The 26842-nt window shown below is 42.7% G+C and carries 25 protein-coding genes and 2 pseudogenes; 14 read left to right on the plus strand and 13 right to left on the minus strand.

Annotated elements, in window-relative coordinates; translation table 11 throughout:
• Nucleotides 1–26 precede the first annotated feature (26 nt).
• The 4 genes from glnD (at nt 27) to queF (ending at nt 6388) form a co-directional block, all read left to right on the plus strand.
• Nucleotides 27–2693: a bifunctional uridylyltransferase/uridylyl-removing protein GlnD gene (gene glnD, locus AAHH42_RS03995; RefSeq protein WP_072550823.1), complete on the plus strand. Its 2667-nt coding sequence runs from the start codon at nt 27–29 to the stop codon at nt 2691–2693.
• A 38-nt stretch (nt 2694–2731) separates the two neighbouring features.
• On the plus strand, nt 2732–3742 hold the full coding sequence (locus tag AAHH42_RS04000; RefSeq protein ID WP_342221722.1) for a hypothetical protein: 1011 nt from the start codon (nt 2732–2734) through the stop codon (nt 3740–3742).
• Nucleotides 3743–3977: 235 nt separating this feature from the next.
• Nucleotides 3978–4796, plus strand: a complete 819-nt coding sequence (gene dapD / locus AAHH42_RS04005) for a 2,3,4,5-tetrahydropyridine-2,6-dicarboxylate N-succinyltransferase (protein ID WP_342221723.1) — start codon at nt 3978–3980, stop codon at nt 4794–4796.
• Between the two features lie 746 nt (nt 4797–5542).
• Nucleotides 5543–6388 carry an NADPH-dependent 7-cyano-7-deazaguanine reductase QueF gene (queF, locus tag AAHH42_RS04010; protein ID WP_072550827.1) on the plus strand — a complete coding sequence of 282 codons (846 nt, stop codon included), beginning with the start codon at nt 5543–5545 and terminating at the stop codon, nt 6386–6388.
• 90 nt (nt 6389–6478) lie between these two features.
• On the opposite strand, the gene rlmM is transcribed toward queF, so the two are convergent.
• From rlmM to AAHH42_RS04045, 7 genes are all read right to left on the minus strand, one after another.
• Nucleotides 6479–7582, minus strand: a complete 1104-nt coding sequence (gene rlmM / locus AAHH42_RS04015) for a 23S rRNA (cytidine(2498)-2'-O)-methyltransferase RlmM (protein WP_072550828.1) — start codon at nt 7580–7582, stop codon at nt 6479–6481.
• Between the two features lie 196 nt (nt 7583–7778).
• The gene (locus AAHH42_RS04020; RefSeq protein WP_342221724.1) at nt 7779–8408 is read right to left on the minus strand and encodes an MBL fold metallo-hydrolase; all 630 of its coding nucleotides are present in this window, start codon (nt 8406–8408) and stop codon (nt 7779–7781) included.
• Nucleotides 8409–8474: 66 nt separating this feature from the next.
• Nucleotides 8475–9023 carry a YcbK family protein gene (locus tag AAHH42_RS04025; protein WP_342221725.1) on the minus strand — a complete coding sequence of 183 codons (549 nt, stop codon included), beginning with the start codon at nt 9021–9023 and terminating at the stop codon, nt 8475–8477.
• Between the two features lie 554 nt (nt 9024–9577).
• The gene (locus tag AAHH42_RS04030; RefSeq protein ID WP_072550831.1) at nt 9578–9892 is read right to left on the minus strand and encodes a hypothetical protein; all 315 of its coding nucleotides are present in this window, start codon (nt 9890–9892) and stop codon (nt 9578–9580) included.
• 194 nt (nt 9893–10086) lie between these two features.
• Nucleotides 10087–10437: a L,D-transpeptidase family protein gene (locus tag AAHH42_RS04035; protein WP_342221726.1), complete on the minus strand. Its 351-nt coding sequence runs from the start codon at nt 10435–10437 to the stop codon at nt 10087–10089.
• Between the two features lie 229 nt (nt 10438–10666).
• Nucleotides 10667–11848, minus strand: a complete 1182-nt coding sequence (locus AAHH42_RS04040) for an IS91 family transposase (RefSeq protein ID WP_342221137.1) — start codon at nt 11846–11848, stop codon at nt 10667–10669.
• A 15-nt stretch (nt 11849–11863) separates the two neighbouring features.
• Nucleotides 11864–12112, minus strand: a complete 249-nt coding sequence (locus AAHH42_RS04045; RefSeq protein ID WP_342220947.1) for a hypothetical protein — start codon at nt 12110–12112, stop codon at nt 11864–11866.
• 108 nt (nt 12113–12220) lie between these two features.
• On the opposite strand from AAHH42_RS04045, the gene AAHH42_RS04050 reads away from it, so the two are divergent.
• The 7 genes and pseudogenes from AAHH42_RS04050 to AAHH42_RS04080 all read left to right on the plus strand — a co-directional run bounded on the left by AAHH42_RS04050 (nt 12221) and on the right by AAHH42_RS04080 (nt 20355).
• Nucleotides 12221–12856, plus strand: coding sequence for a hypothetical protein (locus tag AAHH42_RS04050; protein WP_342221727.1), 636 nt, complete (start codon nt 12221–12223; stop codon nt 12854–12856).
• 130 nt (nt 12857–12986) lie between these two features.
• Nucleotides 12987–13943: a thioredoxin-disulfide reductase gene (gene trxB, locus AAHH42_RS04055; RefSeq protein ID WP_072550300.1), complete on the plus strand. Its 957-nt coding sequence runs from the start codon at nt 12987–12989 to the stop codon at nt 13941–13943.
• Nucleotides 13944–13959: 16 nt separating this feature from the next.
• Nucleotides 13960–15732: a heme ABC transporter permease/ATP-binding protein CydD gene (gene cydD / locus AAHH42_RS04060; RefSeq protein WP_072550301.1), complete on the plus strand. Its 1773-nt coding sequence runs from the start codon at nt 13960–13962 to the stop codon at nt 15730–15732.
• A gap of 2 nt (nt 15733–15734) precedes the next feature.
• Entirely contained in the window at nt 15735–17498 is a 1764-nt protein-coding gene (gene cydC / locus AAHH42_RS04065) for a heme ABC transporter ATP-binding protein/permease CydC (RefSeq protein ID WP_342221728.1), read from the plus strand.
• Between the two features lie 359 nt (nt 17499–17857).
• Nucleotides 17858–18763 (plus strand): TIGR01777 family oxidoreductase, encoded by a 906-nt coding sequence (locus AAHH42_RS04070; RefSeq protein WP_072550303.1) that lies wholly within the window; start codon nt 17858–17860, stop codon nt 18761–18763.
• A gap of 135 nt (nt 18764–18898) precedes the next feature.
• Nucleotides 18899–19912 (plus strand): annotated as a pseudogene (locus tag AAHH42_RS04075) (IS630 family transposase).
• Nucleotides 19913–19926: 14 nt separating this feature from the next.
• Nucleotides 19927–20355 (plus strand): IS4 family transposase, encoded by a 429-nt coding sequence (locus AAHH42_RS04080; RefSeq protein ID WP_323586317.1) that lies wholly within the window; start codon nt 19927–19929, stop codon nt 20353–20355.
• A gap of 102 nt (nt 20356–20457) precedes the next feature.
• Here AAHH42_RS04080 and AAHH42_RS04085 read toward each other — a convergent pair whose 3' ends face one another.
• Complete coding sequence (locus AAHH42_RS04085; protein ID WP_072550670.1) at nt 20458–20748, minus strand: IS630 transposase-related protein; 291 nt, start codon at nt 20746–20748, stop codon at nt 20458–20460.
• A gap of 62 nt (nt 20749–20810) precedes the next feature.
• Nucleotides 20811–21086, minus strand: a complete 276-nt coding sequence (locus tag AAHH42_RS04090) for a helix-turn-helix domain-containing protein (protein WP_072550671.1) — start codon at nt 21084–21086, stop codon at nt 20811–20813.
• Between the two features lie 183 nt (nt 21087–21269).
• Between AAHH42_RS04090 and AAHH42_RS04095 the strand changes: the two genes are divergently transcribed.
• Entirely contained in the window at nt 21270–21644 is a 375-nt protein-coding gene (locus AAHH42_RS04095; protein ID WP_072550672.1) for a DNA-binding protein, read from the plus strand.
• A 70-nt stretch (nt 21645–21714) separates the two neighbouring features.
• On the opposite strand, the gene ispB is transcribed toward AAHH42_RS04095, so the two are convergent.
• The gene (gene ispB / locus AAHH42_RS04100; RefSeq protein WP_072550673.1) at nt 21715–22695 is read right to left on the minus strand and encodes an octaprenyl diphosphate synthase; all 981 of its coding nucleotides are present in this window, start codon (nt 22693–22695) and stop codon (nt 21715–21717) included.
• Nucleotides 22696–22990: 295 nt separating this feature from the next.
• Here ispB and rplU point away from each other — a divergent pair, with 295 nt between their 5' ends.
• Nucleotides 22991–23302: a 50S ribosomal protein L21 gene (gene rplU / locus AAHH42_RS04105; protein WP_072550674.1), complete on the plus strand. Its 312-nt coding sequence runs from the start codon at nt 22991–22993 to the stop codon at nt 23300–23302.
• Between the two features lie 19 nt (nt 23303–23321).
• Complete coding sequence (gene rpmA, locus AAHH42_RS04110) at nt 23322–23600, plus strand: 50S ribosomal protein L27 (RefSeq protein ID WP_072550675.1); 279 nt, start codon at nt 23322–23324, stop codon at nt 23598–23600.
• Nucleotides 23601–23683: 83 nt separating this feature from the next.
• Here rpmA and hslU read toward each other — a convergent pair whose 3' ends face one another.
• The 3 genes and pseudogenes from hslU to AAHH42_RS04125 form a co-directional block, all read right to left on the minus strand.
• Nucleotides 23684–25033, minus strand: coding sequence for an HslU--HslV peptidase ATPase subunit (hslU, locus tag AAHH42_RS04115; RefSeq protein WP_072550676.1), 1350 nt, complete (start codon nt 25031–25033; stop codon nt 23684–23686).
• Between the two features lie 120 nt (nt 25034–25153).
• A pseudogene (gene hslV / locus AAHH42_RS04120) lies at nt 25154–25675 on the minus strand (ATP-dependent protease subunit HslV); the annotation flags it as partial.
• Nucleotides 25676–25816: 141 nt separating this feature from the next.
• Nucleotides 25817–26458, minus strand: coding sequence for an SPOR domain-containing protein (locus tag AAHH42_RS04125; RefSeq protein ID WP_216824475.1), 642 nt, complete (start codon nt 26456–26458; stop codon nt 25817–25819).
• Between the last annotated feature and the right edge of the window lie 384 nt (nt 26459–26842).

Raw genomic sequence — 26842 nt, forward strand, 5'->3', positions numbered from 1 at the left:
AGCAGAGCCTTACTATCAACTAAAACATGTCTATCCATCATACTCCGATACAAGCATCACTGCCCGCATCACCCGAGACTTATCTGGATCATGAACTGACTTGCACGGTACTGAAAAAGCGGTTGCATGATTTCCAACTTTGGCTAACGGAGGCCTTCAATACAGGTCTCAGTGCAGAAACATTGATAGCAACACGCAGTCATTATATTGATTGCTTATTGCAACGTTTGTGGATTTTCTATGGTTTTACTACAGTGACTGAAGCCACATTGGTGGCTGTTGGTGGTTATGGTCGTGCTGAACTGCATCCGCAATCAGATATCGATTTGCTACTACTGAGTACAAATCCACTCAGTGCAGAACAGACACAGCATGTGGAGCAATTCATTACCCTACTATGGGATTTGAAACTAGAGGTAGGTCACAGCGTATGCACCTTGGAAGAATGCTTGCTGGAAGGACTGGCTGATTTAACTGTCGCTACCAATTTGATTGAATCACGCTTAATATGCGGCGATATGGCTTTATTGTTACAAATGCAGCAACATATTTTCAGCGATAATTTTTGGCCTTCTCGCCAATTCTTTCATGCAAAAATCGCCGAGCAGCAACAACGCCATCAACGTTATCACGGTACTAGCTATAATTTGGAACCTGATATCAAAAGTAGCCCGGGGGGGTTGCGTGATATTCATACCCTGATGTGGGTAGCACGTCGTCATTTTGCGGCAACATCGCTCGATGAAATGGTCGATTTTAATTTTCTGACTCGGGCAGAACGTGATGAACTTCATGAATGCCGTAGCTTTCTTTGGCGTGTTCGCTTTGCGCTTCATCTGGGACTAACCCGCCATGACAACCGCTTGCTATTTGACCGCCAGCTTAGTGTTGCGCAATCATTGCACTACCAAGGAGAGGGAAATCAAGCAGTCGAACGTATGATGAAAGATTTTTACCGGATGACACGACGTGTTAGCGAGCTGAATCAAATGCTGTTGCAATTGTTTGATGAAGCTATCCTTTCACCTGAAAGCGATAAAAAACCACACCCGTTAGACGACGATTTTCAATTACGCGGTAATTTAATCGATCTGCGTGAAAAAACATTATTTATCTGCCAACCTGAAGCGATGATACAGATGTTCTACCTCATGGTGCATCATCCAAAGATAAAGGGCATTTACTCCACCACAGTACGTCAATTACGTCATGCGCGTCGCAACTTAAAACAACCACTGTATATGCTGCCTGAAGCACGAAAGCAGTTTATGGCTATTTTACGTCATCCAGGAGCGGTCAATCACGCATTGTTACCCATGCATCGCTACAGTGTACTCGGGGCTTATATGCCACAATGGAGTAACATCGTTGGGCAAATGCAATTCGATCTATTCCATGCTTATACTGTTGATGAACACATCATTCGGGTATTACAAAAACTGGAGAGTTTTACTGCTGAAAGAACTCGAGCGCACCACCCTCTGTGTGTTGAACTCTATCCAAATTTGCCGCAGCCTGAACTATTATTGCTGGCGGCACTCTTTCACGACATCGCCAAAGGGCGTGGTGGTAATCATTCTCTATTGGGCGCACAGGAAGCACAGGAGTTCGCCGAATTTCATGGTCTAAATGCGCGGGAGACCCAGCTTGTTGTTTGGTTGGTACGCCATCATTTGTTGATGTCAATCACTGCCCAACGTCGTGATATTCAAGATCCAGAAGTGATCCAGCAATTCGCCACTGCCGTACAAAATAAAACCCGACTACGTTATCTGATTAATCTGACTGTGGCCGATATTTACGCCACTAATGAAGTCTTGTGGAACAGTTGGAAGCAAAGCTTACTGTCTGAGCTGTATTTTGCTACTGAAAAACAGTTGGACAGTGGCCTACAAAATAGTCGAGATTTTCGGCAAGCAAATTTGCGTGAAAAAGTACGCGAGCATCGCTTTCAAGCGCTGGCACTATTGCGTATGAATAATATTGATGAGATAGCACTACAACAAATCTGGAGCCGTTGTCATGCTGATTATTTTCTGCGTCATTTACCTAAACAGTTAGCCTGGCATGCGCAATATCTGCTACAGCAGGGGACCAACAAGCCACTGGTGCTGATAAATGATGATACGAATCGTGGAGGGACAGAGATTTTTATCTATGGTCCAGATCGTCCCTGTCTGTTTGCCACCGTGGTAAGCGAACTCGATCGCCGTAACCTCAGTGTGCATGATGCGCAAATTTTTACCAATCGTGATGGAATGGCGATGGATAGCTTTATTGTTCTGCAACCTGACGGCAACCCATTAGCATCAGATCGACACCGGCTGATCCGTCAAAATCTCGAACAAGCCATTATTCAGGTCGATTATCGACCACCTCGGATAAAGTATCCATCGGCGAAATTACAGTATTTTAGTGTCACAACCGAAGTCAACTTCTTGCCAACACACAATGAGCGCCGCAGTTACCTGGAACTGATTGCACTAGATCAACCAGGATTACTCGCTAAAGTGGGGAATGTTTTTGCCGAGCTGAAATTATCATTGCATAGCGCACGTATCACCACCGTCGGCGAACGGATAGAAGATTTATTTGTGCTAGCAGATAAGGATCACCGTGCTTTAAATTGTGAAACGCGCCAGCAATTGACACAACGGCTGATAGATACTTTTTCTACGCAGCAGAAATTGTGATACAAATGTTTTTGGACCACGGCGCAAGGATGAAAATCATGTATAAAAAGATCGGAATAATCATAATGATTATGGTTATACTTGGAATGATATATTTATCGGGACCCAAACCCGCGGTGCCAATCTATGATCCCACGTTGCCGGTGGTACCCAAAGATCCCGTCCAGCTTGTGCAATACATCCAAGAGAAAGAAAAATCATTCCGCATTAAACCGAATAATGAAGCACGTATCCTATGGTTTAACCCAGCTCAACCGAGTAAAACTGCCTGTAGCATGGTGTACCTGCACGGTTTTTCAGCGAGTCAACAAGACGGTGACCCCATTCATTTTAATACTGCGCGTCGTTATGGTTGTAATCTCTATTTATCGCGACTTGATGAACATGGTTTAGTGACCACAGATCCTTTATTAAAAATGACAGTGGCAGGTTTATGGAAAGATGCGAAGGAAGCCTTAAGTATTCGAAACGCATTGGGAAATAAAGTCATCCTGATCAGTACCTCTACCGGTAGTACGCTAGCGCTCAAATTGGCCGCTGAATTTCCCAACGATGTCGCTGCACTGATCAATCTATCACCCAATGTGGCGATCAACGATCCTTTCGTTTTTATGATCAATAATCCTTGGGGCTTACAATTCGCTCGACTGATAAAAAACGGTCGATTTCAAGCGGGGACAATAAAAACTCGAGAAGAAAAAAAATATTGGTATCAGGCGTATCGATTAGAAGCCGTGGTGCAGTTGCAGAATTTGCTGGAAAGTACTATGCACAAGCTGACTTTTGACCAGATCCGACAGCTTGTTTTAAACCTGTATTATTACAAAGATGAGCAACAGCAAGATTCGGTGGTAAAAGTACCCGCTATACTAAAAATGCATCAAGAACTCGCGACAGAGCAACACAATAAGCGCACCATAGCTATCCCCAATGCCAATACACATACACTAGGCTCTGGAATGCATACGGGCGACTTACCAACCGTGGAAAATGCTATTAATAAATTTGTGGAGGAAGTGTTGAAGTTATCACCTGCATTAAATAAATGATAAACATACGGTGTAAGAGCTTGTTCGAAATCTTCTTGAGCGACACTCAGACGAGGAAAAAACGCGAGAAAAAGCGCAATCTACTCTTTGTATACAACAAAAGGGAGTCAATGAGCATATTGAGAGCGTTTTTGACAAATGACTTGACCAAAACACGGCGAGCATAAGAGATTCCGAACAGGTTCTAACACATAGCTCACCATTATTTTTTATTACCTGAAGGAAAAAAAACAACATGCAGCAACTGCAAACCGTTATTGAACGAGCTTTCGAACGCCGCAGTGAGATAACAGCCACAAATGTAGATCCGCTAACCTGTGATGCCATTAATCGTACAATTAACCAATTAGATAACGGAAAACTACGAGTAGCAGGAAAAATTGATGGCCGATGGATCACCCATCAATGGCTAAAAAAAGCGGTGTTACTTTTTTTTCGTATCAATAATAATCAGCTAATTGTAGGTGCTGAAACACACTATTACGACAAAGTACCCATGAAATTTGCTGATTATGATCAGGCACGCTTTCAGTGTACGAATGCGCGCATCGTTCCACCCGCAGCTGTACGTAAAGGGGCTTTTATTGCACGAGATACCGTTTTGATGCCGTCTTATGTTAATATTGGCGCGTTTATTGACCAAGGTACGATGGTCGATACTTGGGCAACTGTCGGATCCTGTGCACAAATAGGTAAAAATGTTCACCTCTCTGGAGGAGTCGGTATCGGCGGGGTGTTGGAACCGCTGCAAGCTAATCCGACTATTATTGAAGATAATTGCTTTATCGGCGCTCGTTCAGAAGTGGTTGAAGGCGTTATTGTGGAAGAAAACTCGGTGATTTCTATGGGCGTATATCTTGGCCAAAGTACTGCTATCTATGATCGCCAAACGGGTGAGACTCATTATGGTCGCATCCCCGCAGGTTCGGTTGTAGTATCAGGTAATCTGCCATCCAAAGACGGTAAATACAGTTTGTACTGTGCGGTAATTGTAAAAAAAGTGGACGCGAAAACGCGTGCTAAAGTCAGTATTAACGAACTATTACGTGGTTGATACGAAGAATTAAACTTATCATCAACACAAAAAAAAAGGGGCACCGTTTAATTAGTACCCCTTAATTCGTTTTATAGCAATCCTGCTAAAAAGCTGCTCCCTGCTCATCCTTGAAAACTTGTCCCTGTGGTCATCCTAACCAGACATCCTTGTCGTTGTTTCATACCCCCTTGGTATTAATCCTTAGTTTTTTCTGCGAATAATCCAAGACAACTAACACCATCCTGATTAATCTACATATTTCCTACGCAGGGATTAAAGTCGGGCAGTAACCCACCTCGACAGTGATCAGCGATGACGACATTTACGTCGTACAAACTACGATCCCATCCACCTGATAGCAAGAGAATGCATTAATTCACCAACAGAGACAATATGCTGTAAAGCTTCTTATATATAAATTTTCCGTAAAAAAAAAAGTAATCTGTAATACAATGATTTTATTAAAAATAAGTATTAAATACTGCAATCATATTTTATAAAAATAAGTGATATCTCACAGTTAGTGTGAGAAATATCCTACACCCGCGTCCACCGTAGAAAACGAATTACGTTCAAATAATCACCGAAAGCAGTAGTCAGCAATACACTCTTGTTGTAACAAGCTGTTGTAACGCACTACCGCAATGAGCTAATCAATTTATTTTTTTCTACACACCAGTCTAGTCGGTGTTAGACTGACACGCTTAAATATTTCAATTAAATTGCACTTAGTGATAAACAGGCTCTTACGGAGAGAAAACGGCATGTCTTCCTATCACACTTCTCAAGTATTCTCGAAACTGACACTCGGTAAAGTAACAAAGTTCAAAGACCAATATGATGAGACTTTATTACAAACGCTTCCCCGTAGTACAAATCGTGAACAGATTGGCCTATGTCCCGATAACTTGCCATTTCACGGCGCTGATATTTGGACCCTTTACGAATTATCCTGGCTAAATAACAAGGGGGTACCTCAAGTCGCAGTGGGTGAAATTAGCATTAAAGCCGATAGTCCTTATTTGATTGAATCGAAAAGTTTTAAACTTTATCTCAATAGTTTTAACCAAACTCGTTTTTTAAACTGGGAAACGGTAGCTGACAGACTGAAAAACGATTTATCCACTCGTGCCGAAAGTGACGTTAGCGTAACCCTACGGCACCTTGATGAAATAGTGAATCAGTCAATAACAAATTTATCTGGTGAATGTATAGATCAAGAAGATATCAGTATTGATGATTATGCATTTAGCACTAAATACCTACAAACCGCTTGTGGTGAGTCAATCGTCGAAGAAACGCTGGTTAGCCATTTACTTAAATCGAATTGTTTAATTACTAATCAGCCAGATTGGGGGTCGGTACAAATTTATTACCGTGGAAAAAAAATTAACCGCGCAGCGTTGTTGCATTATCTTGTGTCTTTCCGCCACCATAATGAGTTTCATGAACATTGTGTAGAACGGATTTTCAATGATTTAATAAATTTTTGTCGACCGGAACAACTTTCCGTTTACGCCCGTTATACTCGACGCGGTGGGTTAGATATCAATCCTTGGCGCTCTAATACCGACTTCACGCCAGCAACTGGACGCCTGGCTCGGCAATGATTGACGTTGTAGCGCAACTAAGGCCGAAAGCCATTCGAAGTCTTGTTGCGCTTACTAATACTTGATCAAAAATGGTATCAAAATGCTTATTTACTGCCGTTCATCACGGCGACCCGCTACTGCCGACCAGACACGTCGGACATGTACCGTCACTTCTTCTCGATCATGATAAAGCTGTTTTGCCTGAATTTGAGCATTAATGCCCTCGACGGTAAGTTTCTGCTTTAAGGTTGCCAAGTTTTGTAATACTTCCTGGTAACGTTTTTTCATCGGTAATTTAAGGTTGAAAATAGCCTCACGGCACCACCCCTTGATTAACCATTTGCTAATCAAAGCAGTCACACGTACCGGTTGTTCCACCATATCGCAGACTAACCAGTAGATATTGTTGCGTGTTGGCTCATATCTAAAACCATCAGCACGATGGTGAGTCACTTGACCACCATCCATCAAACTTGCAGCCATGGTTCCATTATCCACTGCCTGTACCATCATACCGCGTTGCACTAATTGATGCGTCCAACCGCCAGGGCAAGCGCCAAGATCCACAGCATACATGCCATTGGCTATCCGTTCTCCCCATTCATCAAAAGGGATAAAAAGATGAAACGCTTCTTCCAGTTTTAATGTTGAACGACTGGGTGCATCAGCAGGAAATTTGAGGCGTGGTATACCCATGTAGAAGGGCGAATTATTATTACTGTAAGAGTAGCCGACGTAACAACAACCTGAAGCGATAAAAAATACATGTATCACTGGACGGTAGCGCGTCTCATTCATCAATAACAGTTTTTGTTCACGTAAGCGGTTACGTAAGGGGACAGTTAACTTACGACAAAATTTCAGTAACGCTTTGCTTTCATTGGTATCAGCGACTTCAACTCTTAACTCGCCTGCGTTTTCAATTACATCGGTTAACATGCCAACAATCGGTGATATCCGATCATTGGGTGGCAAATTACGCAGTAGCTCCCCAACGACTATCATTTGGCGAGCAAAAACAAGATCTTGAAAAGGCAATTGTTTAAGTAAATTATCAGCATCTTCATGTTGCTGACATTCGAACAATACATAGCCACAATTTTCTTTTACCCGAGCAAAACCAAATACACCCTGTTCGGTGGCCTTCGCTGTGATTTCTGCCGCACACTCCTTTTCAAAACCTGCACGGCAATACAACGCTATTTTATTCATGGTGGTTAGCCTTTTTATAACCTATCCAAAGTAGGAATGAGTAATATACCCTTCGCCTTTCAAGTTACGGCAGCGTTGGCTGCTCGCACTCATCCCAGTCATGTACTATTTGTACACTCCTGGGATTCGATTGATTGCCGCCTGGCCGTAACTCGAAATTCATTGGGTATATTCAGAGTAGATCGCGTACAATAAGTTAACGAATAAAAGGATTATTTTTTCTCTCATTACCAAAAGTAGAAATCGACCCATGACCAGGGATAAAAGTGATGTTGTCGCCAAGCGGTAACAATTTGTTGCGGATGGAGTCAATAAGCTGTTGGTGATCACCACGAGGAAAGTCACTGCGCCCAACACTACCATTAAAGATAACATCCCCCACCAAAGCGAAGCTGGCTTCATGGTTGATAAAAACGATATGACCTGGCGTATGACCGGGACAATGTAAAACAGTGAAACACATATTACCGATACTGATCTGATCATCTTCCTGTAACCAGCGGTCCGGTGTAAACGGCTGACATTCTTCAAAGCCAAACATCCGGCTGTGGGCGGGTAATTCCGATAATAAAAAATTATCTTCTATCGACGGGCCATTAATGGGTACCTGCAGACGTTGTGCCAATTCGGCAGCAGCACCGACGTGATCTAAATGACCATGGGTCAATAAGATTTGACTGACGATCAATTTTTGCTGTTTTATTTCGTCAATCAACTTATCCGCTTCTCCACCCGGATCGACCAACGCCGCTTCACAAGTATTCTCGCACCAAACCAATGAACAATTTTGTTTAAATGCCGTTACCGGAATAATTTTATACTTCATCTCAGGCTGAACCTCGTGCTATGTACAAAAAGAAATAGCAATAATACCCTAATTTCTTCTATACAATTACCAGGCTCTTACTTGCCCAGTGTCTATATGCACAAAATTACTGCGGGGATAATAACCGACACCACCGGCACGTATGTTTAGCGCTGCTTTACGGATAGTATTCAGTGCAACACCTTCAATATGAAAGTCCATCGCTTTCCCTAACGTATGAAGACTGTGTTTAGCGACACCACTGCTACGCTGACGCAAAGCATTATTAGTCTTGGGTGAGCGATAACCGGATACAAGTTGCACAGGCTTATTGGTATCGAGTAAAAGTTTTAGGCGATAAAGCTGATCAAATAAATTAGGATCGATATGTTTTACCTCATTGGCACGAAAATCACGAAAAAAATAGTTCAAACAAGTGAGCTCTTTTTTATTATAACTATGACCATTAAAATACTCGGATTTAATTGATTCACCAGTATGAAGATTATTCAATTTTAATAAGCGCGGTCGTGAAGTAGAAAGAGTAGCCAGCGTTTTATGTGGCAACAGTGAAATACCCAGCGCAGCACCACCCAAAGTTAGCCATTTACGGCGATGATTATCTATTTTTTCCATCTTTTCTATTGTACCTAATAATATTAAAACGATTTGCTTGATTATCTGCTTATACTGTGTATTGATAATGTATGCTCAATAATCAAGCGTTATGTACCTTAACCTTTCACAGAAAAGCAGTCAAGGTACATTAATCATAATACTTTAGGCTATTTACAATAAATAATACAGAAGCCCCCTAATATAGCATTAAATATCTACTAGATTACTGATTGATTTTTCATATTTTTATTGAATAAAATCTTTTTCCTATCATGAAATTTGTCTGTTCAATCACAACGTATTATCCTAATTGTAAATATCTGTATTTAGCTAAAAAAACAGACCTACAACTCTTCATTCAACAATCTGAACGTACTCTGAAGGCTCAAACTATTCGGCAAGAATTTTTGACCGGCGGGCGAAAAATTTGCCGGAGGCGATAGTGGAGAACCACAGTGATATACCCATTATTACGGATAAAATCTTGAGGGTAAGGTAATAAGGAGAAGCCAAACAAATATCTTTTTGTTTGGCTTACATATTATGGTTATTAACAAAATAATACGTTTTTGCTACCACTGCAGGATTTTCGACGCCACAGGAGGAACAGAATTACCCGTTACAGAAATACCAATTTGAGCGAGAATAGCAGATGGAGCACTGAATAAACTGAATTTCGATCCTGATATCAATATGGTTAATTTATCTACTGACGTCAGGTCATTTGTATAATCAGAAACCGGATCTGGCTTGCTTGCTGAAAGAAGCAATTTGTTTTTCGTATTGATAGTTTCAGCCTTGAACCTGACAGGAAAAATTTCCTCACGTCGACCTTGCTTTCTCATCTCTGCAGCCCTAAGTACAGGTGTTGCCATTGGCGTAGACATATTACATCCTTATATATTAAATTGAATTAAATGTGCTTTCGTTATACTTATGGTACTCCCTGAGGAGGGGTACAGATACTAGTGTAAAATTTTGAAAAATACAAATAAACAAAATATGAAATTAATGATGCTTCATAAATATCTTAGTCTATAATGGTTGGATACATAATAAATTATATTTATTTTTAATATATTTATTGCATTAAAACTTCTGCTTGTGATGAAATCTGTGTGCCAGAGCGTGCCATGGTATCGTAACTATAAATATCTTTCCGAAACTGCGGCTGACCATCTTTAGCAATCCATGCCGTCAAATAATAAAGTAACACTGGAATATGTTGACGGATATTAACGTAAGTAGTATTTCCTTGTTGTAGGACACTAGATAAACGGGCGTCATCCCAACCGGCATCCTTTAATAAAATCTTGGCCAATACCGAAGCTTTATTAACCCGTACACAACCTGAACTTAATGCGAGCATATCTTTCTGGAATAAATTATGATTGGGAGTGTCATGCAAATAAATGGCATCTGAACTTGGCATATTAAATTTGTATCTTCCCAACGAGTTATTCGCCCCTGGCGCTTGATAGATAGGAATTTTAATAATTTGGTTTTATTGTCAAAAACAGAATTGGATCAAAAAATAAACGATATTATTTTCAAACTTTAGGGTTATTCTCCTTAACGTAGAGAGTCCCGGGTGATAATAGGGTCATTTTCGTTTAAAAAACCAGCATTTTCGAACGCGAGGCGCCCCTTCCCTGCAGAGGCTAAATCCCCTTCATTTTTGCCAGAGATTCATGGTGAAGCATTAACTGATGCCACGGCAAGCCTGATGTGATACCGCTTAGCACCAAACGAGAGCCACACAGGATGCACTCATGAGGGTCAATACGACTTAGGCGTTTTAACATTGCCGCATAAGTGATGTTGACGGTTTTTTCTTTTTCCTGCCCCAACAAAGCATCTATAATCGGCAGCAGTGTAGTCCGACGGCGGGGCGCTAAAAAACCATAATAGCGGACCATCCTAAAATGTTTATCCGGAATGTGGCTAATAAAACGCTGAATAAACTCGTCCATACTGAGGTTAAGTTTTTCTTGCTCTCGGGTTTTATGACTGAGGTAGCGATAGGTCACTTCCTGGCCGTTATAATGTTCCAGCCGGGATAACGACACCGGAGGCTTTTTTAAATAACGGCCTAAATAATTGAGCGTTTGCTGGGCATTGTCTGTCGGCTTTGCCAGGTCGATATTCCAATGCCGTTGGTAATGGAAATCCAGAAACTGCTCCCGTTGACCCGGCCTCGTGAGGGTTTGTGATAACTCCGGTGGTAATTGCAAGGTATCCCACTGTTGACGAAGTAGTGTGATAATCTGATAACGCCACTGTTTCATCAACGTTTTTCCGCTAAACGTGATTTTTTTCCATTTTTCGGCATTGTCATCGAGTCCGCCACAGGTCACCGAAAGATGCACATGAGGATGCCAATTCAGCGCTCGCCCATGCGTATGCAACGCCGTGAATAGGCCAGGCAATAGGTTTTTTGGCTGGCAAAAATCTAAAATAACCTTGGCAGCGAGACGACTGAGATGCGTTAACAGCGCACGATTTAGCTCAAACAACGGCCAGAACTCACGGGGAAAAGTGAACGTAATGTGTTGCCATTTTGTGATGGGAAGCACCGTGCGCTGTTTGGCCACCCACCGCTCTGTGGCTTTCTTACCACAGGAAGGGCATGAACGGCTGTGGCAGGTAAAGCAAATCCGTTTGGTGTGCGTACAGCCTGCCTTTTGACAGCGCCAGCTGGCAAACCCCAGCGCCGATGTTCCGCAGGAAAACAGTTTAATCAGATTATCGACCACCACCGGCCGTATTTTATCCGCATGAGCACAATAGTAATTCCACCACGCATGACCGACCTGAAAAGGATGACGCAGTTTACGGTTCATCTTTCAGCTCAAGCATCACGGGTGTTCTAGATCAAACGACCGACACTCCGGGCAAAAATAGACCGCATTCATTGCAGACTCTGCGGGAAAGCGAGCCCAGAATATTTCCCAAAACGTCTCTGTAATGAAAAGATTATCTCCGCCAGTAAAGGCCTGATGCGTTTTCTGATAAGGCATGGCTAAGGCTTTAGCAACCTCTTTCAAGGTCTGCTTCACCATTTTGGTATGCGCTGTTTGATGTGAGTGACAGATATTTTTAGGCATAACACCTTAGCTGAACGAGTAACGGGACCGGCTAATAGATAACACCGTTTCTTCAAAAAAATCAAGAGATAACAGACTACTTCACGTCGCCGACCTTAGGAGGCAGCCTTGACAGAAAAAATAATGGAGAATGTTGGTGAGGAAATACAACAAGAATTAATTCAGGAAGAACGAGTTAAAAAACAATTTGAGGGATCCTATAATGAACAAAAAAAATCGGCAAAGACTCTTGCCAGAGAAGAAAAACAACAAGCAGAAATACAAAATATCAGCCAATCACTCCGTGAAATTTACCGTAAACTAGCTAGCAGCTTACATCCAGATCGTGAACAAGACGCAGAAGAAAGAGAGCGTAAAACAGAACTGATGCAACGGGTCAATATAGCGTATAATAGTAAAAATTTGCTTGAGTTATTGGCGCTACAATTGGAAATTGAACAAATCGATCAGTCTATTATTAATACTCTCCCTGAAGATAAATTGAAATATTACAATACTATTTTAGCGGAGCAGTTTGCTGAGTTGCAAAATGAAATTAACGATATCGAAGTTTCGTTCAAGATACGTTTAAATATGTCACCCCGTTGCCGAATAGTGCCTATGACAGTAATACGTGATTTACAGAATGATATTAAAAACATTCAACGTGATATTGATCGTGTGGAGGCAGATCTGACTCTTTTTCGGGAAAGTAAAAATATTAAAAATTGGCTAAAAACCTACCGGATAGCCCGCGCAAAATGAGGATTACGAGCACCAGGTAACGCAGAATTTGCAGCACGTATTTACAAACATATATGTAGGTTTTGAAAGAAGTCTATTGATTTATGCGATTGTACAGCCGTTGAGGTTGTTAGCTTTTCTTGAGGTATTCATGAGTACACCCACACATTCACGATTAATTATTTTAGGTTCAGGGCCTGCAGGTTATACCGCTGCGGTCTACGCGGCACGCGCCAATCTGGAACCGCTGTTGATTGCTGGTATGGAGCCAGGTGGTCAATTGACCACCACCACTGAAGTGGAAAACTGGCCAGGAGATGCTGAAAATTTAACCGGCCCTCTTCTGATGGAACGTATGCGCAAGCATGCGGAAAAATTCGGCACTACCCTCTCACAAGATCATATTACCAAGACAAATCTTACAGAGCGTCCTTTCCGTCTGTTTGGCGGTAGTCAAGAATACACTTGTGACGCATTAATCATCGCCACGGGGGCTAGTGCACGTTATCTTGGTTTAGCATCAGAAGAAGCCTTTAAAGGGAAAGGTGTTTCAGCTTGTGCGACCTGTGATGGATTTTTTTACCGTGATCAGAACGTTGCGGTAGTCGGGGGGGGGAATACCGCTGTTGAAGAGGCGCTATATCTGTCGAATATTGCGACAAAAGTTTATTTAATTCACCGTCGAAGTAAGTTTCGTGCAGAGAAAATATTGATCGACCGGCTGATGAAAAAAGTCACCGAGGGTAGGATTGTGCTACATACCGATAGTACCTTGGAGGAAGTAGTAGGTGATGATACAGGCGTAACAGGTCTACATTTAGGCAATGCTAAGGGTGGACAAGGTGAAGAGTTGGTAGTTTCCGGTGTTTTTATCGCCATTGGTCATGTTCCAAACACCACTATTTTTGCTGATCAGTTGCGATTAGAAAATGGCTATATCAAAGTACAGTCGGGTCTTGGTGGAAATGTCACACAAACTTCTATTCCTGGTGTGTTTGCTGCGGGTGATGTAATGGATCATGTTTATCGTCAAGCGATTACTTCTGCTGCGAGTGGTTGTATGGCAGCTTTGGATGCCGAGCGTTATTTAGATGGTTTAAATCAATGAGCTGATTAATGATCTGATGAATAAAACAAGACAACATGAATTGATCCAATGGTTGAAAAAGCAGAGTACACCCGCACGGCCCTGGTTACGTTTATCCATGTTGTTAGGTCTGTTGGGTGGTTTACTGATGATTGCTCAGGCAGGGTTATTAGCGACACTTTTGCAGTCTTTGATTATTGATCATCTGCCTCGCCACTTGTTGGTTACCGATCTCTGCTGGCTGTTGGTAGTATTTGTGCTGCGAGCTATTGTTAGCTGGTGCCGTGAGCGTACCAGTTTTGTTTGTGGTATGCGTATCCGTTTATTAATTCGCAACAGGGTATTGGAGAAATTGGCACAATTAGGGCCGTCCTGGGTAAGAGGCAAGCCCGCCGGTAGCTGGACGACGATTATCATCGAGCAAATTGAGGATATGCAGGATTATTATTCGCGATATCTACCACAAATATATCTTTCTGCGCTTATCCCACTATTGATTCTACTGGCTGTTTTCCCTATAAATTGGGTTGCCGGCCTGATTTTATTGACTACTGCCCCTTTGATACCCCTGTTTATGGTGTTAGTCGGTATGGGAGCAGCAGATGCCAATCGACGTAATTTTGTCGCTTTGGCACGTCTCAGTGGTAAATTTCTTGATAGTTTACGTGGTTTGGATACCTTGCGGTTATTCTATCGTGCACAGGCAGAAACAAAACAAATTGTTGAAACGTCAGAACATTTTCGCCGTCGTACAATGGAAGTACTCCGTCTCGCTTTTCTGTCATCAGCGGTGTTGGAGTTCTTTGCCGCTGTCTCTATTGCGCTCGTCGCTGTTTATTTCGGCTTTTCGTATCTCGGTGTGCTGCATTTTGGTAATTACCATACAGAAGGAGTCACGCTATTTTCCGGTTTTTTTCTGTTGCTTTTGGCGCCGGAATTTTTCCAGCCCTTACGCGATCTCGGTACCTTTTATCATGCTAAAGCACAGGCCTTAGGGGCCGCGGAATCACTGGTTACTTTTTTGACAAGTGAAGCCGAGGTGGCAATTGAGCAAGGAGATAAAAAATTATCAGGCAATACACCCATCAGGCTAGTCGCCAATGAGTTAGAAATATTAGCTGTCAACGGTACTCGCTTAGCTGGACCATTAAACTTTACTGTGCTTGCCGGACAGCGGATCGCTATCGTCGGCCATAGCGGTGCAGGGAAAAGTTCATTACTTCATTTGTTACTTGGTTTTTTGCCTTACCGTGGTTCACTCAAAGTCGAGGGGATTGAACTGAGAGAATTGAATACAGAGGCATGGCGTCATCAAGTAAGTTGGATCGGTCAAAATCCCTATCTACCAGAAAAAACGTTGAGAGCGAATATTTTACTTAGTCAACCCAATGCCAGTAACGTACAGTTACAGCAGGCTATAGATCGAGCCTATATCAATGAATTTCTTGTTGATTTACCTGAAGGACTGGAAACTGAAATAGGCGATCATGCGTCACGCCTTTCTGTCGGTCAGGCACAGCGAGTAGCGGTAGCGAGAGTCTTACTTAATCCTTGTCGCCTATTATTATTGGATGAACCCAGTGCTAGCCTTGACATGCATAGTGAACAACGGGTCATGAACGCCTTAAGCAGAGCTTCCTATGCACAAACTACCCTGTTGGTGACTCATCAGCTAGAGAATATATGTGATTACGATCTTATTTGGGTGATGGATCGTGGTATGTTGCTTCAGCAAGGTGATTACAGTACGCTGTGTCAGACTACAGGCGCTTTTGCTAGCTTACTTTCTTACCGTAGCAAGGAAGGTTAATTATGCGCCTTTTGTTGCCTTTTCTGGCGCTGTATCGTCGTCATTGGTTTCTTGCTAGCTTAGGGATAGTCATGACGACTCTAACCCTGCTAGCGGCTGTGGGTCTGCTTGCTCTATCTGGCTGGTTCCTTGCAGGTAGCGCCCTTGCTGGCTCTTCGGGGCTATATAGCTTTAATTACCTGCTGCCTGCTGCGGGGGTCAGAGGTGCAGCAATAATACGCACTGCGGGGCGTTATGTTGAACGGGTGGTGAGTCATGATGCGACCTTTCGCATATTAGCACATCTACGCTTGTTCGCTTTTCAAAAAATCTTACCGTTATCCCCGGGCGGTATCGCCCGTTTTCGGCAAAGTGAAATATTGAATTGCTTTGTTGCTGATGTGGATACTTTAGATCATCTTTATCTACGAATTATTACCCCGTTAGTCGCCGCAATGGTAATTATTTTTACGGTTACTTTTGGGTTAAGCCTGTTAGATATCAATATGGCATTAACATTAGGCGCGATTTTACTGGGTTTATTGCTGTTATTACCTGTGATTTTTTACCATATCGGTAAACCTATCGGTAGTGCTCTCACCGATTTACGTGCTCTTTATCGCTCAGCACTGACCTCATGGTTACAAGGCCAAGCTGAACTTTTGGTATTTAGCACTGTGGAACGTTTTCACACTAAGTTGGCAAATATCGAGCAACATTGGCTGGTTCGTCAGCAGCAGCAGGCGTCATTGTCTGCGTTTTCTCAAGCGTTGATGATATTGGCTACTGGCTTAACGCTTATCTTGCTATTGTGGCTGGCTGCCGAAAATATTAATTTCATTCACACTGTTAGCAATGATCAAGCAAGTGCTCTTATTGCTTTCTTTGTATTTGCTGCCATCGCGGCTTTTGAAGCATTGTCACCAGTAACAGGTGCTTTTCTACACTTGGGGCAGGTGATCACTGCCGCCAAACGTGTCACACACCTTATCAAGCAACAACCTGCAGTGACCTTCCCAAGTACAGTAATCTCGTCACCTATATCATCACTGATCACCCTGGAAATGAAACAGGTAAGCTTTACCTATCCAGACCAACCATTACCTGTCTTACAAGCTATTTCATTATCACTGGCTGCAGGGGAACATATTGCGTTGCTTGGGCGTACTGGTTGTGGCAAATCCACGTTGTTGCAATTGTTAACCCGTGCTTGGGATCCGCCTCAAGGTCATATTTACATTAATAAGCAGCCCATTACCCATTTTGATGAAAGCACATTGCGCCGAATAATGGTTGTCGTTAGTCAGAGAATACATATTTTTAGCGATACATTGCGAGCCAATTTATTACTAGCTGCTCCTTCTGCTACGGATATTCAATTGCAAAAGGTATTAAACCAGGTAGGGTTACAAAATTTGTTAGCCAATGATGAGGGCTTAAATGCATGGTTAGGAGAAGGAGGGCGAGGATTATCCGGCGGTGAGCAACGTCGTTTAGGGATAGCTCGTGCACTGTTGCATTCGGCGCCATTATGGCTGCTCGATGAACCCACCGACGGGCTAGATGCAGAAACTGAACAACAAATTTTTTCGCTACTGAGGCAACACTGTCAGCGCAAAAGCTTGATACTGATTACCCATAGTCTATATGGATTGGAAACGATGGATCGTATTTGTGTAATGGATGGTGGTCGTATTGTCGAACAAGGTGATCATCAGAGCTTACTAAAAAATAAAGGTCGTTATTACCAACTCCGTAAGCGCTATGGCAGTTCACATATAATCTGAGTTCGAGATAAAAAATTTAGTCACTATTTTTTAGAACCTATTCCAAATCTTCTTAAGCGACACTCAGGCGAGGAAAAAATGGGCGAGAACGCGCAGTTTACATAGAGTAAATGAGCATTTTGAGCCCGTTTTTGACGAAGTATCAGCGAGCATAAAAGATTTCGAATAGGTTCTTAAATGAATCTAACTGGCGTTTAACCTCGATCAGGCATCCTTGACAGTGAGAGTCATGCAAAAATGTTTTTGTTTGACAGTGAGTATTGCGATAACTACAACATTGAGTCTTTTGTGTGTACGCCCAAATTTCATAATGTCGTCTCCATTGTAGGTAGGAATGGCGATTTAAACGGAGGTTTTCCATGCATATCTTGATAACAGGTGCAACAGGCTTAATTGGCCGTGCGCTTACCCAACGGCTCCTGTCTCTTTCCCACCAGATAACTGTATTAAGCCGTGATCCACGGAAAGCATTTGATGTACTCGGCAAGCAAATAACCTGTTGGTCAACATTAAATGACCAACAGGATCTCAATAACATTGATGCCGTAATCAATTTGGCGGGTGAACCTATCGCTGACAAACGCTGGACAGTTCAACAAAAAGAACGGTTATGTCAAAGCCGTTGGCAGATAACCCAGCAATTAGCGGAACTGATTAATGTCAGCAGTAATCCACCTGACGTATTTATCTCCGGATCTGCAGTAGGGTTTTATGGTGATAAAGAGCAGGTATTGGTCACTGAAGAAGAACCACCACACGATGAGTTTACCCATCAGCTATGCGCGCGCTGGGAACAACTGGCATCAACGGCAGAAAGTAGCCAAACCCGTGTTTGCCTGTTACGTACCGGAGTAGTACTCGCCGCAAAAGGTGGAGCATTAGCTAAAATGCTGCCTTTGTTTCGTCTTTGTTTAGGTGGACCAATGGGTAATGGTCGTCAATACTTTCCGTGGATCCATATTGATGACATGGTGAATGCGATTCACTATCTGCTTACTAATGATACTCTATGTGGCCCCTATAACATGGTTTCTCCCTCATCAGTGTGTAATGGGCAATTCAGTGCCATACTGGCTAAGATTTTACACCGTCCGGCATTTTTACGGGCTCCGGCCAGTATTATCCGCCTACTGATGGGAGAATCAGCAGTGCTGGTGCTAGGCAGCCAACACGCCGTTCCTAAACGCCTGGAGGAAGCCGGTTTTAACTTTCACCACTGTGATTTAGAAGGGGCACTACGGGATGTACTGCGGAATGTACCATGACCTGAATAGCATCAATCATCACACGTCTTATAGCTATACACCCCAGATGCCTTTTCTTCCATGGACAAGAAAGGGGTATACCCATCGCCATTAAAACCATTGGAAAATTTGCTCAACTAGATTAAAAATAAGGTCATGAAAATAAACTCACTGACAGCTTCTCAAAAACAAGATTTGGAACGCCTTCATCGTTACGAACACGATGGCCGTGTTCGAGATCGAATCAAAGCGGTGTTGTTGAAAAATGAAGGCTAGAATAACAAAGCGCTTGCCCAAGCATTACGTATTCATGAAGAAACAGTGAGGCAACATGTAACAGATTGGCTTTCAGACGAAAAATTAAAGCCTGAAAATGGCGGCTCGTATAGTAAGTTGAGCGTGCATGAATCTTTATTGCTTGAAAAACACATTGAAAGCACGACTTATAGCCGTGTCATCGATATCTGTGCTTATGTGGAAACCCAATTTGGCGTCTGTTACACCGTATCTGGCATGACAAAATGGCTGAAAGCGCATTGTTTTAGCTATAAGCAGCCCAAAGCGACGCCGGTTAAAGTGGATGTTGCTCAGCAAGAAGCGTTTATCGCGTCTTATTTCACTTTGCTAGAGAGTGCTCTTAAGAATGAACCGATTGTTTTTATGGATTCAGCCCCTCCAACGATGGCTACTAAAGTGGTCTGCGGTTGGATAAGGAAAGGCAAAGATAAGCCGCTGGTCAAAACAGGGGCAAAAACACGGGTTAATGTCATGGGTGCCATTGAATTGAGCACCATGAAGGTGGTCAGTGCCCGTCCTGAGCAGGTGAATTCAGAAACCACCGTCGCTTTTTTTGAGCAGCTCAAAGCTGCTTATCCTGATGCACAAAAGATACACATTATTTTAGATAATTCTGGCTATCATTGCCGTCAGCGAGTCAAAGACGCCGCATTAGAGAAGGCTATCGTACTCCATTATTTACCCCCTTATAGCCCTAATCTTAATCCCATCGAGCGATTATGGAAGGTCATGAACGAGCGTGTCAGAAACAACCGATTTTTCTCTTCAGCCAAAGAGTTTCGTGGGGCTATAGCCGAATTTTTTGATAGTACATTGGCAAAAATTGCTCCCTTTCTCAGGGGCAGAATTAACGATAATTTCCAAACCATCTAATCCAGACCTTCAAGTTGAATGAGTATAGACTGAGATGGAAGATAGAAGAATTATTCAACACACTGAAATCAGGATGTTGTGTTGAACAATGTCGTTTAAATACGGCAACCCAATTAACGAAAATGATCACACTCAAAAGCATTATCGCCTTCAAACTGATGCATATGACCAAAATGGCAGCGTTGTGTCCTGAGGCTACCTGCATCGATGTGTTGTCAAAGATAGAATGGCAAACGTTGTATTGTAGAATACAGACAACAAGCCGCCTTCCCGAGCATCCCCCCACAGTGCTTCAGGCAATAACATGGCTGGGTCAATTGGGAGGATTTCTTAACCGACGTGCCGAGGGTTTACCGGGAATCATGTCGCTTTGGCGAGGGTATGAGATCCTGCAAGAAAATGTGAGATTGTTCATTATTCTTAATAACAAAAATTGTGGGTAAAAGTGAGGACTGAGGTCAGATGAATAAGGAAGTAGATATTCAATCAGATGCCCGGCCTTGCTAATGGCCTGCTGAATGTCCTGACGCTTGTGGAAACTGGCGTTAGGTGATGCCCCATTTTTTCAAGGCTTGCCAAATGGATTTCGTGCACACCCCAAAACGGGCCGCGCGTTCCCGTTGGTAAGCATCCGGATAAAGCTCAACATATTTGACCAGGGCTTTTTTGTCAATCTTACGCCGACGCGAGCCAGACTGCTGTGGCTCTATTCGCCTCAGCCAACGTGTTAGCGGATCCGTGCCAATGTGGAAACGCTTCACGGTGGCTCTTATGCTCAGGCCTTCCTGCTCTCGAACACTGAGGACTTTTCGTCGAAAATCAACTGAATAGCTCATCTTTAGCTCGTTTGGATTATTTTTTTACATTGTAATCAAAATTAAAATGCATAGCTATTTAGTTAAAGTTTTGATTCCCGTATTTTGCTTTTACGATCAATCAGGGCACCAGTTTTTCGATCAAAGTAGCGAGATGGCCATATCTTGGATGGATGAATTTTCAGACATTCGGCTATCAACCATTCACCTTTAGGCCACGGTCGCGTCAAGGCGTTAGAAAGAGTGGAAGAATGTAACCCTGATTCCCTCGATAAAGATGCTATGGTGGTTCCTTTCTTGCGTAATGCAGCAATTATATCGGCAGGGTGCCAATCGGACTTCCTTTGAGTTACTGTCATCGTTAATCCTTTATTTTCTGCTGAGGTACTGGTCTATTAATGGTATAACTAACGTGATATTGTTAGGCGTATTAGGAACAAAAGATAATTGTTGGACAATTATACCATTAATTTCGATATATTTTCTAATTTTTTCTTAAAAAATTATTCTTTCCTCAACGCAAACATAGAGAAAATAAAGCCATGAAAAAAGAGTGGTTTGCAGCCAAAGAACTTACAGGCATTGCTGGATTACCTTCTTCACCACAAGGAGTCAACCTCATGGCTAAACGTCAAGGATGGGAACAACGTCGCCGCTTAGGTGTTCAAGGAAAAGCACTCGAATACCACGTAGATAGTTTGCCAGATACTGTTTTTAACCTACTGCAATTAAACGAAAATACAGCATGTTATTCTGTCAATGGAGAAGATCCGTTGGCAATATGGGTCGGAGCATTTAACCAATTGACTGAGTCTAAACGTAAAAGAATGACTAGCTTCATATTGAGTGCCGGCATTGAGAAGTTAGTCGAGCTGGTTAATAATAAGCAAATGGAAGATCTTTTAGAATCAGAGTGAAGGAAACCCTGTGACCGTTAAATTGTTAAATTTAACAGTTTTTTATATGTAAAAATTTCTAAATATTTTCTTAAAAAAAGCGATTTATAGCAAAATGAGTGATGTCCTTTAACGCTGCACAATAATCGTTCGCGGGCAGTTTTTTTAGTGCGGTAATGGCCTTGTCGATTTCTTCCTGCGCCCGTTGACGGGTATAGTCCAAAGATTTACATTCTTGCATAACCTCAAGTACCGATGTGAGCACATGGCGGCTATTACCTTGTCTAATTGCTTGGCGTATCATTGCAGCTTGCTTTTCTGTGCCATGCTGTATGGCATGTAACAGTGGTAGTGTTACTTTGCCTTCATTAAGATCATCACCGACATTTTTACCCAATGTGTTCCCCTCTGAGCTGTAATCGAGTAAATCGTCAATCAACTGAAAAGCGGTGCCGAGGTGACAGCCATAGCACTGCAACGCCAGTTCTTGCTCTGTACTGGCGCCTGCTAATATAGCAGAAGACTGTGATGCGGCTTCAAACAGTCGAGCCGTTTTATCATAAATAACAGACATATAGTCTTTTTCGGTGATATTAGGATTATTACAATTCATTAATTGTTGCACTTCACCTGCTGCTATCATATTGGTTGCTGTAGACATAACCTCAAACACCCGCATTGAGCCCAGGCGAGTCATCATCTGAAAGGCACGGGTATAAATAAAATCGCCGACCAATATACTGGCTGTATTACCAAATACAGTATTAGGGGTTTTTTTACCGCGTCTTAGATCAGATTCATCGACGACATCATCATGCAATAGTGTGGCAATATGAATAAATTCTATCAATGTAGCAATATCGATGTGCTTATCACCCTGATAGTCCAAAGTACGTGCAACGAGGAGAGCGACCATCGGACGAATACGTTTCCCGCCACTGTTGATAATGTAATCACCAAGCTGGTTCACCAATGCAACTTTGGAGTCCATTTGCCGGCGAATCATTGCGTCGACAGCAAGCATATCTTCCATAATCAATTGATTAATATGGTTTAATTTTTCTAGGTTCATTATATTATCCAGCACTTTTCTTTTTAGTTGTTTTAGCTGTGATGAGATCATTGCTCACATTAATTACACAAGACTAAGTTAAAGACTATGAAGAGACCTCTGTTGAAAGAACCTTATTGTACTGAAAAAATGCAGTAAATAAATGACATCTGAGCATACTATGTTTTTTTCTATCCTGGTACTGATTCTGTTCTTGTTATCCACACTGTTTTTGCGTAGAATTCGCGCTTTATTGTGGATATTTATGTGCGCTCTGGATTCAATAAAGTGGGGTGTACGGAAGGCGGAGCTTTATATGTACGCGGTTTTCCAAAGTGGTGGTAAACAACACCGGGTCAGTGAGGGTCAGGTCGTTCGTCTAGAGAAACTGGACATTGTAACGGGTGAGGTTATTGAGTTTGATCAGGTTCTAATGGTAGCTGATGGGGAAGATATCAAGATTGGCGTTCCTCTCGTCGATGGCGGTAAGATTAAAGCTGAAGTGCTTGCTCATGGCCGCGGTGCAAAAATTAAGATTGTTAAATTCCGGCGGCGTAAGCACTACCGTAAGCAACAAGGGCATCGTCAGTGGTTCACTGATGTTAAAATCACCGGCATCAGTGCTTAGGTTTTAGGGGAGTAAATTTATGGCGCACAAAAAAGCTGGTGGCTCGACACGTAATGGTCGCGACTCCGAAAGTAAACGCCTTGGTGTGAAACGTTTTGGTGGTGAGACGGTACTGGCTGGCAGTATTATCGTTCGTCAGCGGGGTACCAAATTCCATGCAGGTACTAACGTCGGCTGTGGTAAAGACCATACCTTGTTTGCTATGGTTAGTGGCAAAGTCAAGTTTAAGGTTCAAGGCTTGAAGAACCGTAAATTTGTCAGTGTTGAAGCTACAGTCAGTACTGACAAAGCAATGTAGATTTTTCGTGTTGTACTGAGTTCAATATAGGGCCCTGCAGAAACTGCGGGGCTTTTTTCTAAGCCCCGAACACACTAATAGCTTTATAGAATAAAACGACTTAAATCTTCATCTGTTACCAGCTTATCCAAATACTTACGAACATACTTTTCATCAATAGTGACAGACTGGCCGTGATTTTCACTGGCACTATAAGAAATATCTTCCATTAGACGCTCCAATACCGTGTGCAAACGACGCGCACCGATATTTTCGGTATTTTCGTTCACCTGCCAGGCTGCTTTGGCAATACTGTTGATGCCATCGTCAGTAAATTTGACAGTTACACCTTCTGTTGCCATCAATGCTTTGTACTGCTCGGTGAGTGAGGCATTAGGTTCGGTCAGAATGCGTTCAAAATCTTCAGTACTCAGTGCTTCTAATTCAACCTGGATAGGCAAACGCCCCTGCAGTTCAGGGATCAAATCATAAGGGCTTGCTACCTGAAAGGCACCCGAGGCAATAAACAGAATATGGTCTGTTTTTACCATGCCATGTTTAGTGGAAACCGTACAGCCTTCCACCAGTGGCAGTAGATCCCTCTGTACACCTTGGCGGGAGATATCTGCACTAGAAGTTTGGCCTCGCTTGCAAATTTTATCGATTTCATCGATAAACACGATGCCTTGCTGCTCAACGGCCTCAATAGCTTGTTTATGCAGCTCTTCTGGATTCACCAGCTTAGCTGCTTCCTCTTCAACTACCAGTCTAAGTGCTTCTTTTATCTTGAGTTTGCGCGTTTTTTGCCTGTGACTGTTCATCTGTTGGAACATGGATTGCAGGTGATTGGTCATTTCTTCCATGCCAGGAGGCGTCATAATTTCTACTCCTAGCGATCCCACTGCCAAATCAATTTCGATTTCTTTATCATCAAGCTCGCCTTCACGCAGTTTTTTACGAAAAGCGGTGCGAGCGGCGGAAGGAAGCTCCGGTTTTTCTTTGGATTTCGAATTATCTTTTGCCGGTGGTGTAACCAAAACATCCAGGATGCGCTCTTCGGCTAATTCTTCGGCACGTGGACGCATTTTCTCGATAGATTGCTGACGTGCCATTTTTATCGCGGCATCGGTCAAATCACGGATGATGGAATCAACTTCCTTACCCACATAACCGACTTCGGTAAATTTTGTCGCTTCGACCTTGATAAAGGGCGCGTTGACCAGCTTGGCCAAACGACGAGCAATTTCGGTTTTACCCACACCTGTTGGACCAATCATCAAAATATTCTTTGGTGTCACTTCATGACGTAACTCTTCATTCAACTGCATACGCCGCCAACGGTTACGCAAGGCGATAGCAACAGCACGCTTGGCTTTGTTCTGGCCGACAATATGGCTATTTAACTCATCAACTATCTGGCTCGGGGTCAGTTCCTGTGGATCAATTGCAGACATATTTTTCTATTCCTTGCGCTTTAAAGGCGAATTCTTAATTTTTGCACCACGGCCATGAGCACGCGCTTTAGTTTCGATCTTACCGTTATCGACTAAAGGGACCTCTTTCTCGATATCTTCAAAAATTAACTCTTCGATGGTTTGATTGAGGTTAGTATAGATACAAATCTTCCCCGCAATACTCAGCGATTTTTCCACAATCTCTCTGGCACTTAACTGAGAATTTTCGAGCAGCGCCATTGCTGAAGACTGGGCATAGGGACCACCAGAACCAATAGCAATCAAATCTTTTGCAGGTCGTACGACGTCTCCAGTACCGGTAATGATCAGGGATGATTTTTTATTTGCTACCGCTAATAAAGCTTCAAGACGGCGTAGTGAACGATCAGCGCGCCACTCCTTTGCTAATTCAACAGCAGCTTTATCTAAATTCCCTTGATGTGCTTCCAGTTTACCTTCAAACAACTCGAACAAAGTAAAAGCATCCGCAGTACCACCAGCAAACCCTGCGAGCACCTGATTATGGTAAAGACGACGTACTTTACGAGCATCACTCTTCATCACCGTATTACCTAAGGTGACCTGACCATCACCACCGATCACTACCCTTCCATTAAGACGTACACTCACAATTGTTGTCACGAACAACCCCTTGTTGCAGACTAAATGAGCCTCGTGTTATGCCAAAAAAGCGGTGTTTCCAACATGATGCTTTCTCAACGATAACACGGGGTATATTTGAAAATCATTTTTAAGCTGTAGATGGGGGAGAAATGATATTTTTCAACCCCCCACAGAGAGGGCAATACAACCTGACACCTCAGTATCTTTGAGACGTCGCAACATCGTATCTATGCTAGCACGGCTGCTATAAGGGCCAAGTAGAACACGATTCCAGCCGTCACTGGAGGTAACTTGGCTTTCAATGCCATCAAAAGCCAGTTTAGCCCGGATCGATTCAGCCTGATCCACTGTGCGGAAAGAACCACATTGTAGTAGCCAACTCTGTACTTTTTCTTTTTCCAGTTTGGGTTTTGGTGTCGTCACCGACGGTGGCTCCATTATTTGACGAGAGGGATCATGAGTTAGTGGTGATAGCAAGCGAGCCTCACTACCTGAAGAAGGTTCTGTCGGTTTTGCGACCCCAATCTGGCGATTTTCTAATTCTTTAATATAGCGCCAACGCTCTTCTGGTAATGGAGGTAATCCAGTCACAGTGTGAGGATTACGATTTGGCAATAACGGCGGTTTATCTACTTTGTTATGGCTGATGAAATAAAATCCCGCAGCAAACCCCACCGATAGTACGACAGCCAGAACCAGCACGATTTTAGCCATGCTGCCACTGTTGACTCTCTTTGGGCGGCCAGTTTTACTCCGGGATGTTGCCAAGCGTTCTCGGCTTACATAATCTTTTTGTGCCACTATTTTTGCGCCACGTTTTTGAAGATGAAATAGATTCGTTATGTTACTTAACTCTCGAATATTTGCCTAGACATGTTGTCACTTAACCCTATTTCGTTTTAGGGTAATCCTTGTCAACGGCACAAATAGAGGAAAAATATAACAGCCAATAGCTGTAACAGAAATTTACATTCAAATAAAATATTACTTTTAGTAAGCAATAATAAGATAATTAATTGCTAATTTATTAGTTATTATATAAAAAGCTGATGTCAAAAAAAATATTCATTTTATCATGATGTTAATTCTTTCTTTGCTGACAAAAAACACTGCTTCTACGAGCCATATCGCAAAATAGATAGATAACCGTATTGGCTCTACCTTGACAAGGTTTCAAAACCCTCC

This window comes from Candidatus Fukatsuia endosymbiont of Tuberolachnus salignus (assembly GCF_964030845.1).
Classification (GTDB): domain Bacteria; phylum Pseudomonadota; class Gammaproteobacteria; order Enterobacterales; family Enterobacteriaceae; genus Fukatsuia; species Fukatsuia symbiotica.

What these genes read in the sequence shown, in the direction of transcription:
- cydC (WP_342221728.1), top strand. Translation starts at nt 15,735, where the DNA reads ATGCGCCTTTTGTTGCCTTTTCTGGCGCTGTATCGTCGTCATTGGTTT.
- AAHH42_RS04070 (WP_072550303.1), top strand. Translation starts at nt 17,858, where the DNA reads ATGCATATCTTGATAACAGGTGCAACAGGCTTAATTGGCCGTGCGCTT.
- ispB (WP_072550673.1), bottom strand. Translation starts at nt 22,695, where the DNA reads ATGAACCTAGAAAAATTAAACCATATTAATCAATTGATTATGGAAGAT.
- AAHH42_RS04020 (WP_342221724.1), bottom strand. Translation starts at nt 8,408, where the DNA reads ATGAAGTATAAAATTATTCCGGTAACGGCATTTAAACAAAATTGTTCA.
- trxB (WP_072550300.1), top strand. Translation starts at nt 12,987, where the DNA reads ATGAGTACACCCACACATTCACGATTAATTATTTTAGGTTCAGGGCCT.
- AAHH42_RS04095 (WP_072550672.1), top strand. Translation starts at nt 21,270, where the DNA reads ATGAAAAAAGAGTGGTTTGCAGCCAAAGAACTTACAGGCATTGCTGGA.
- AAHH42_RS04040 (WP_342221137.1), bottom strand. Translation starts at nt 11,848, where the DNA reads ATGAACCGTAAACTGCGTCATCCTTTTCAGGTCGGTCATGCGTGGTGG.
- AAHH42_RS04030 (WP_072550831.1), bottom strand. Translation starts at nt 9,892, where the DNA reads ATGTCTACGCCAATGGCAACACCTGTACTTAGGGCTGCAGAGATGAGA.
- AAHH42_RS04000 (WP_342221722.1), top strand. Translation starts at nt 2,732, where the DNA reads ATGTATAAAAAGATCGGAATAATCATAATGATTATGGTTATACTTGGA.
- rpmA (WP_072550675.1), top strand. Translation starts at nt 23,322, where the DNA reads ATGGCGCACAAAAAAGCTGGTGGCTCGACACGTAATGGTCGCGACTCC.
- AAHH42_RS04045 (WP_342220947.1), bottom strand. Translation starts at nt 12,112, where the DNA reads ATGCCTAAAAATATCTGTCACTCACATCAAACAGCGCATACCAAAATG.
- dapD (WP_342221723.1), top strand. Translation starts at nt 3,978, where the DNA reads ATGCAGCAACTGCAAACCGTTATTGAACGAGCTTTCGAACGCCGCAGT.
- queF (WP_072550827.1), top strand. Translation starts at nt 5,543, where the DNA reads ATGTCTTCCTATCACACTTCTCAAGTATTCTCGAAACTGACACTCGGT.
- cydD (WP_072550301.1), top strand. Translation starts at nt 13,960, where the DNA reads ATGAATAAAACAAGACAACATGAATTGATCCAATGGTTGAAAAAGCAG.
- glnD (WP_072550823.1), top strand. Translation starts at nt 27, where the DNA reads ATGTCTATCCATCATACTCCGATACAAGCATCACTGCCCGCATCACCC.
- rplU (WP_072550674.1), top strand. Translation starts at nt 22,991, where the DNA reads ATGTACGCGGTTTTCCAAAGTGGTGGTAAACAACACCGGGTCAGTGAG.
- AAHH42_RS04090 (WP_072550671.1), bottom strand. Translation starts at nt 21,086, where the DNA reads ATGACAGTAACTCAAAGGAAGTCCGATTGGCACCCTGCCGATATAATT.
- AAHH42_RS04085 (WP_072550670.1), bottom strand. Translation starts at nt 20,748, where the DNA reads ATGAGCTATTCAGTTGATTTTCGACGAAAAGTCCTCAGTGTTCGAGAG.
- AAHH42_RS04035 (WP_342221726.1), bottom strand. Translation starts at nt 10,437, where the DNA reads ATGCCAAGTTCAGATGCCATTTATTTGCATGACACTCCCAATCATAAT.
- AAHH42_RS04025 (WP_342221725.1), bottom strand. Translation starts at nt 9,023, where the DNA reads ATGGAAAAAATAGATAATCATCGCCGTAAATGGCTAACTTTGGGTGGT.
- rlmM (WP_072550828.1), bottom strand. Translation starts at nt 7,582, where the DNA reads ATGAATAAAATAGCGTTGTATTGCCGTGCAGGTTTTGAAAAGGAGTGT.
- hslU (WP_072550676.1), bottom strand. Translation starts at nt 25,033, where the DNA reads ATGTCTGCAATTGATCCACAGGAACTGACCCCGAGCCAGATAGTTGAT.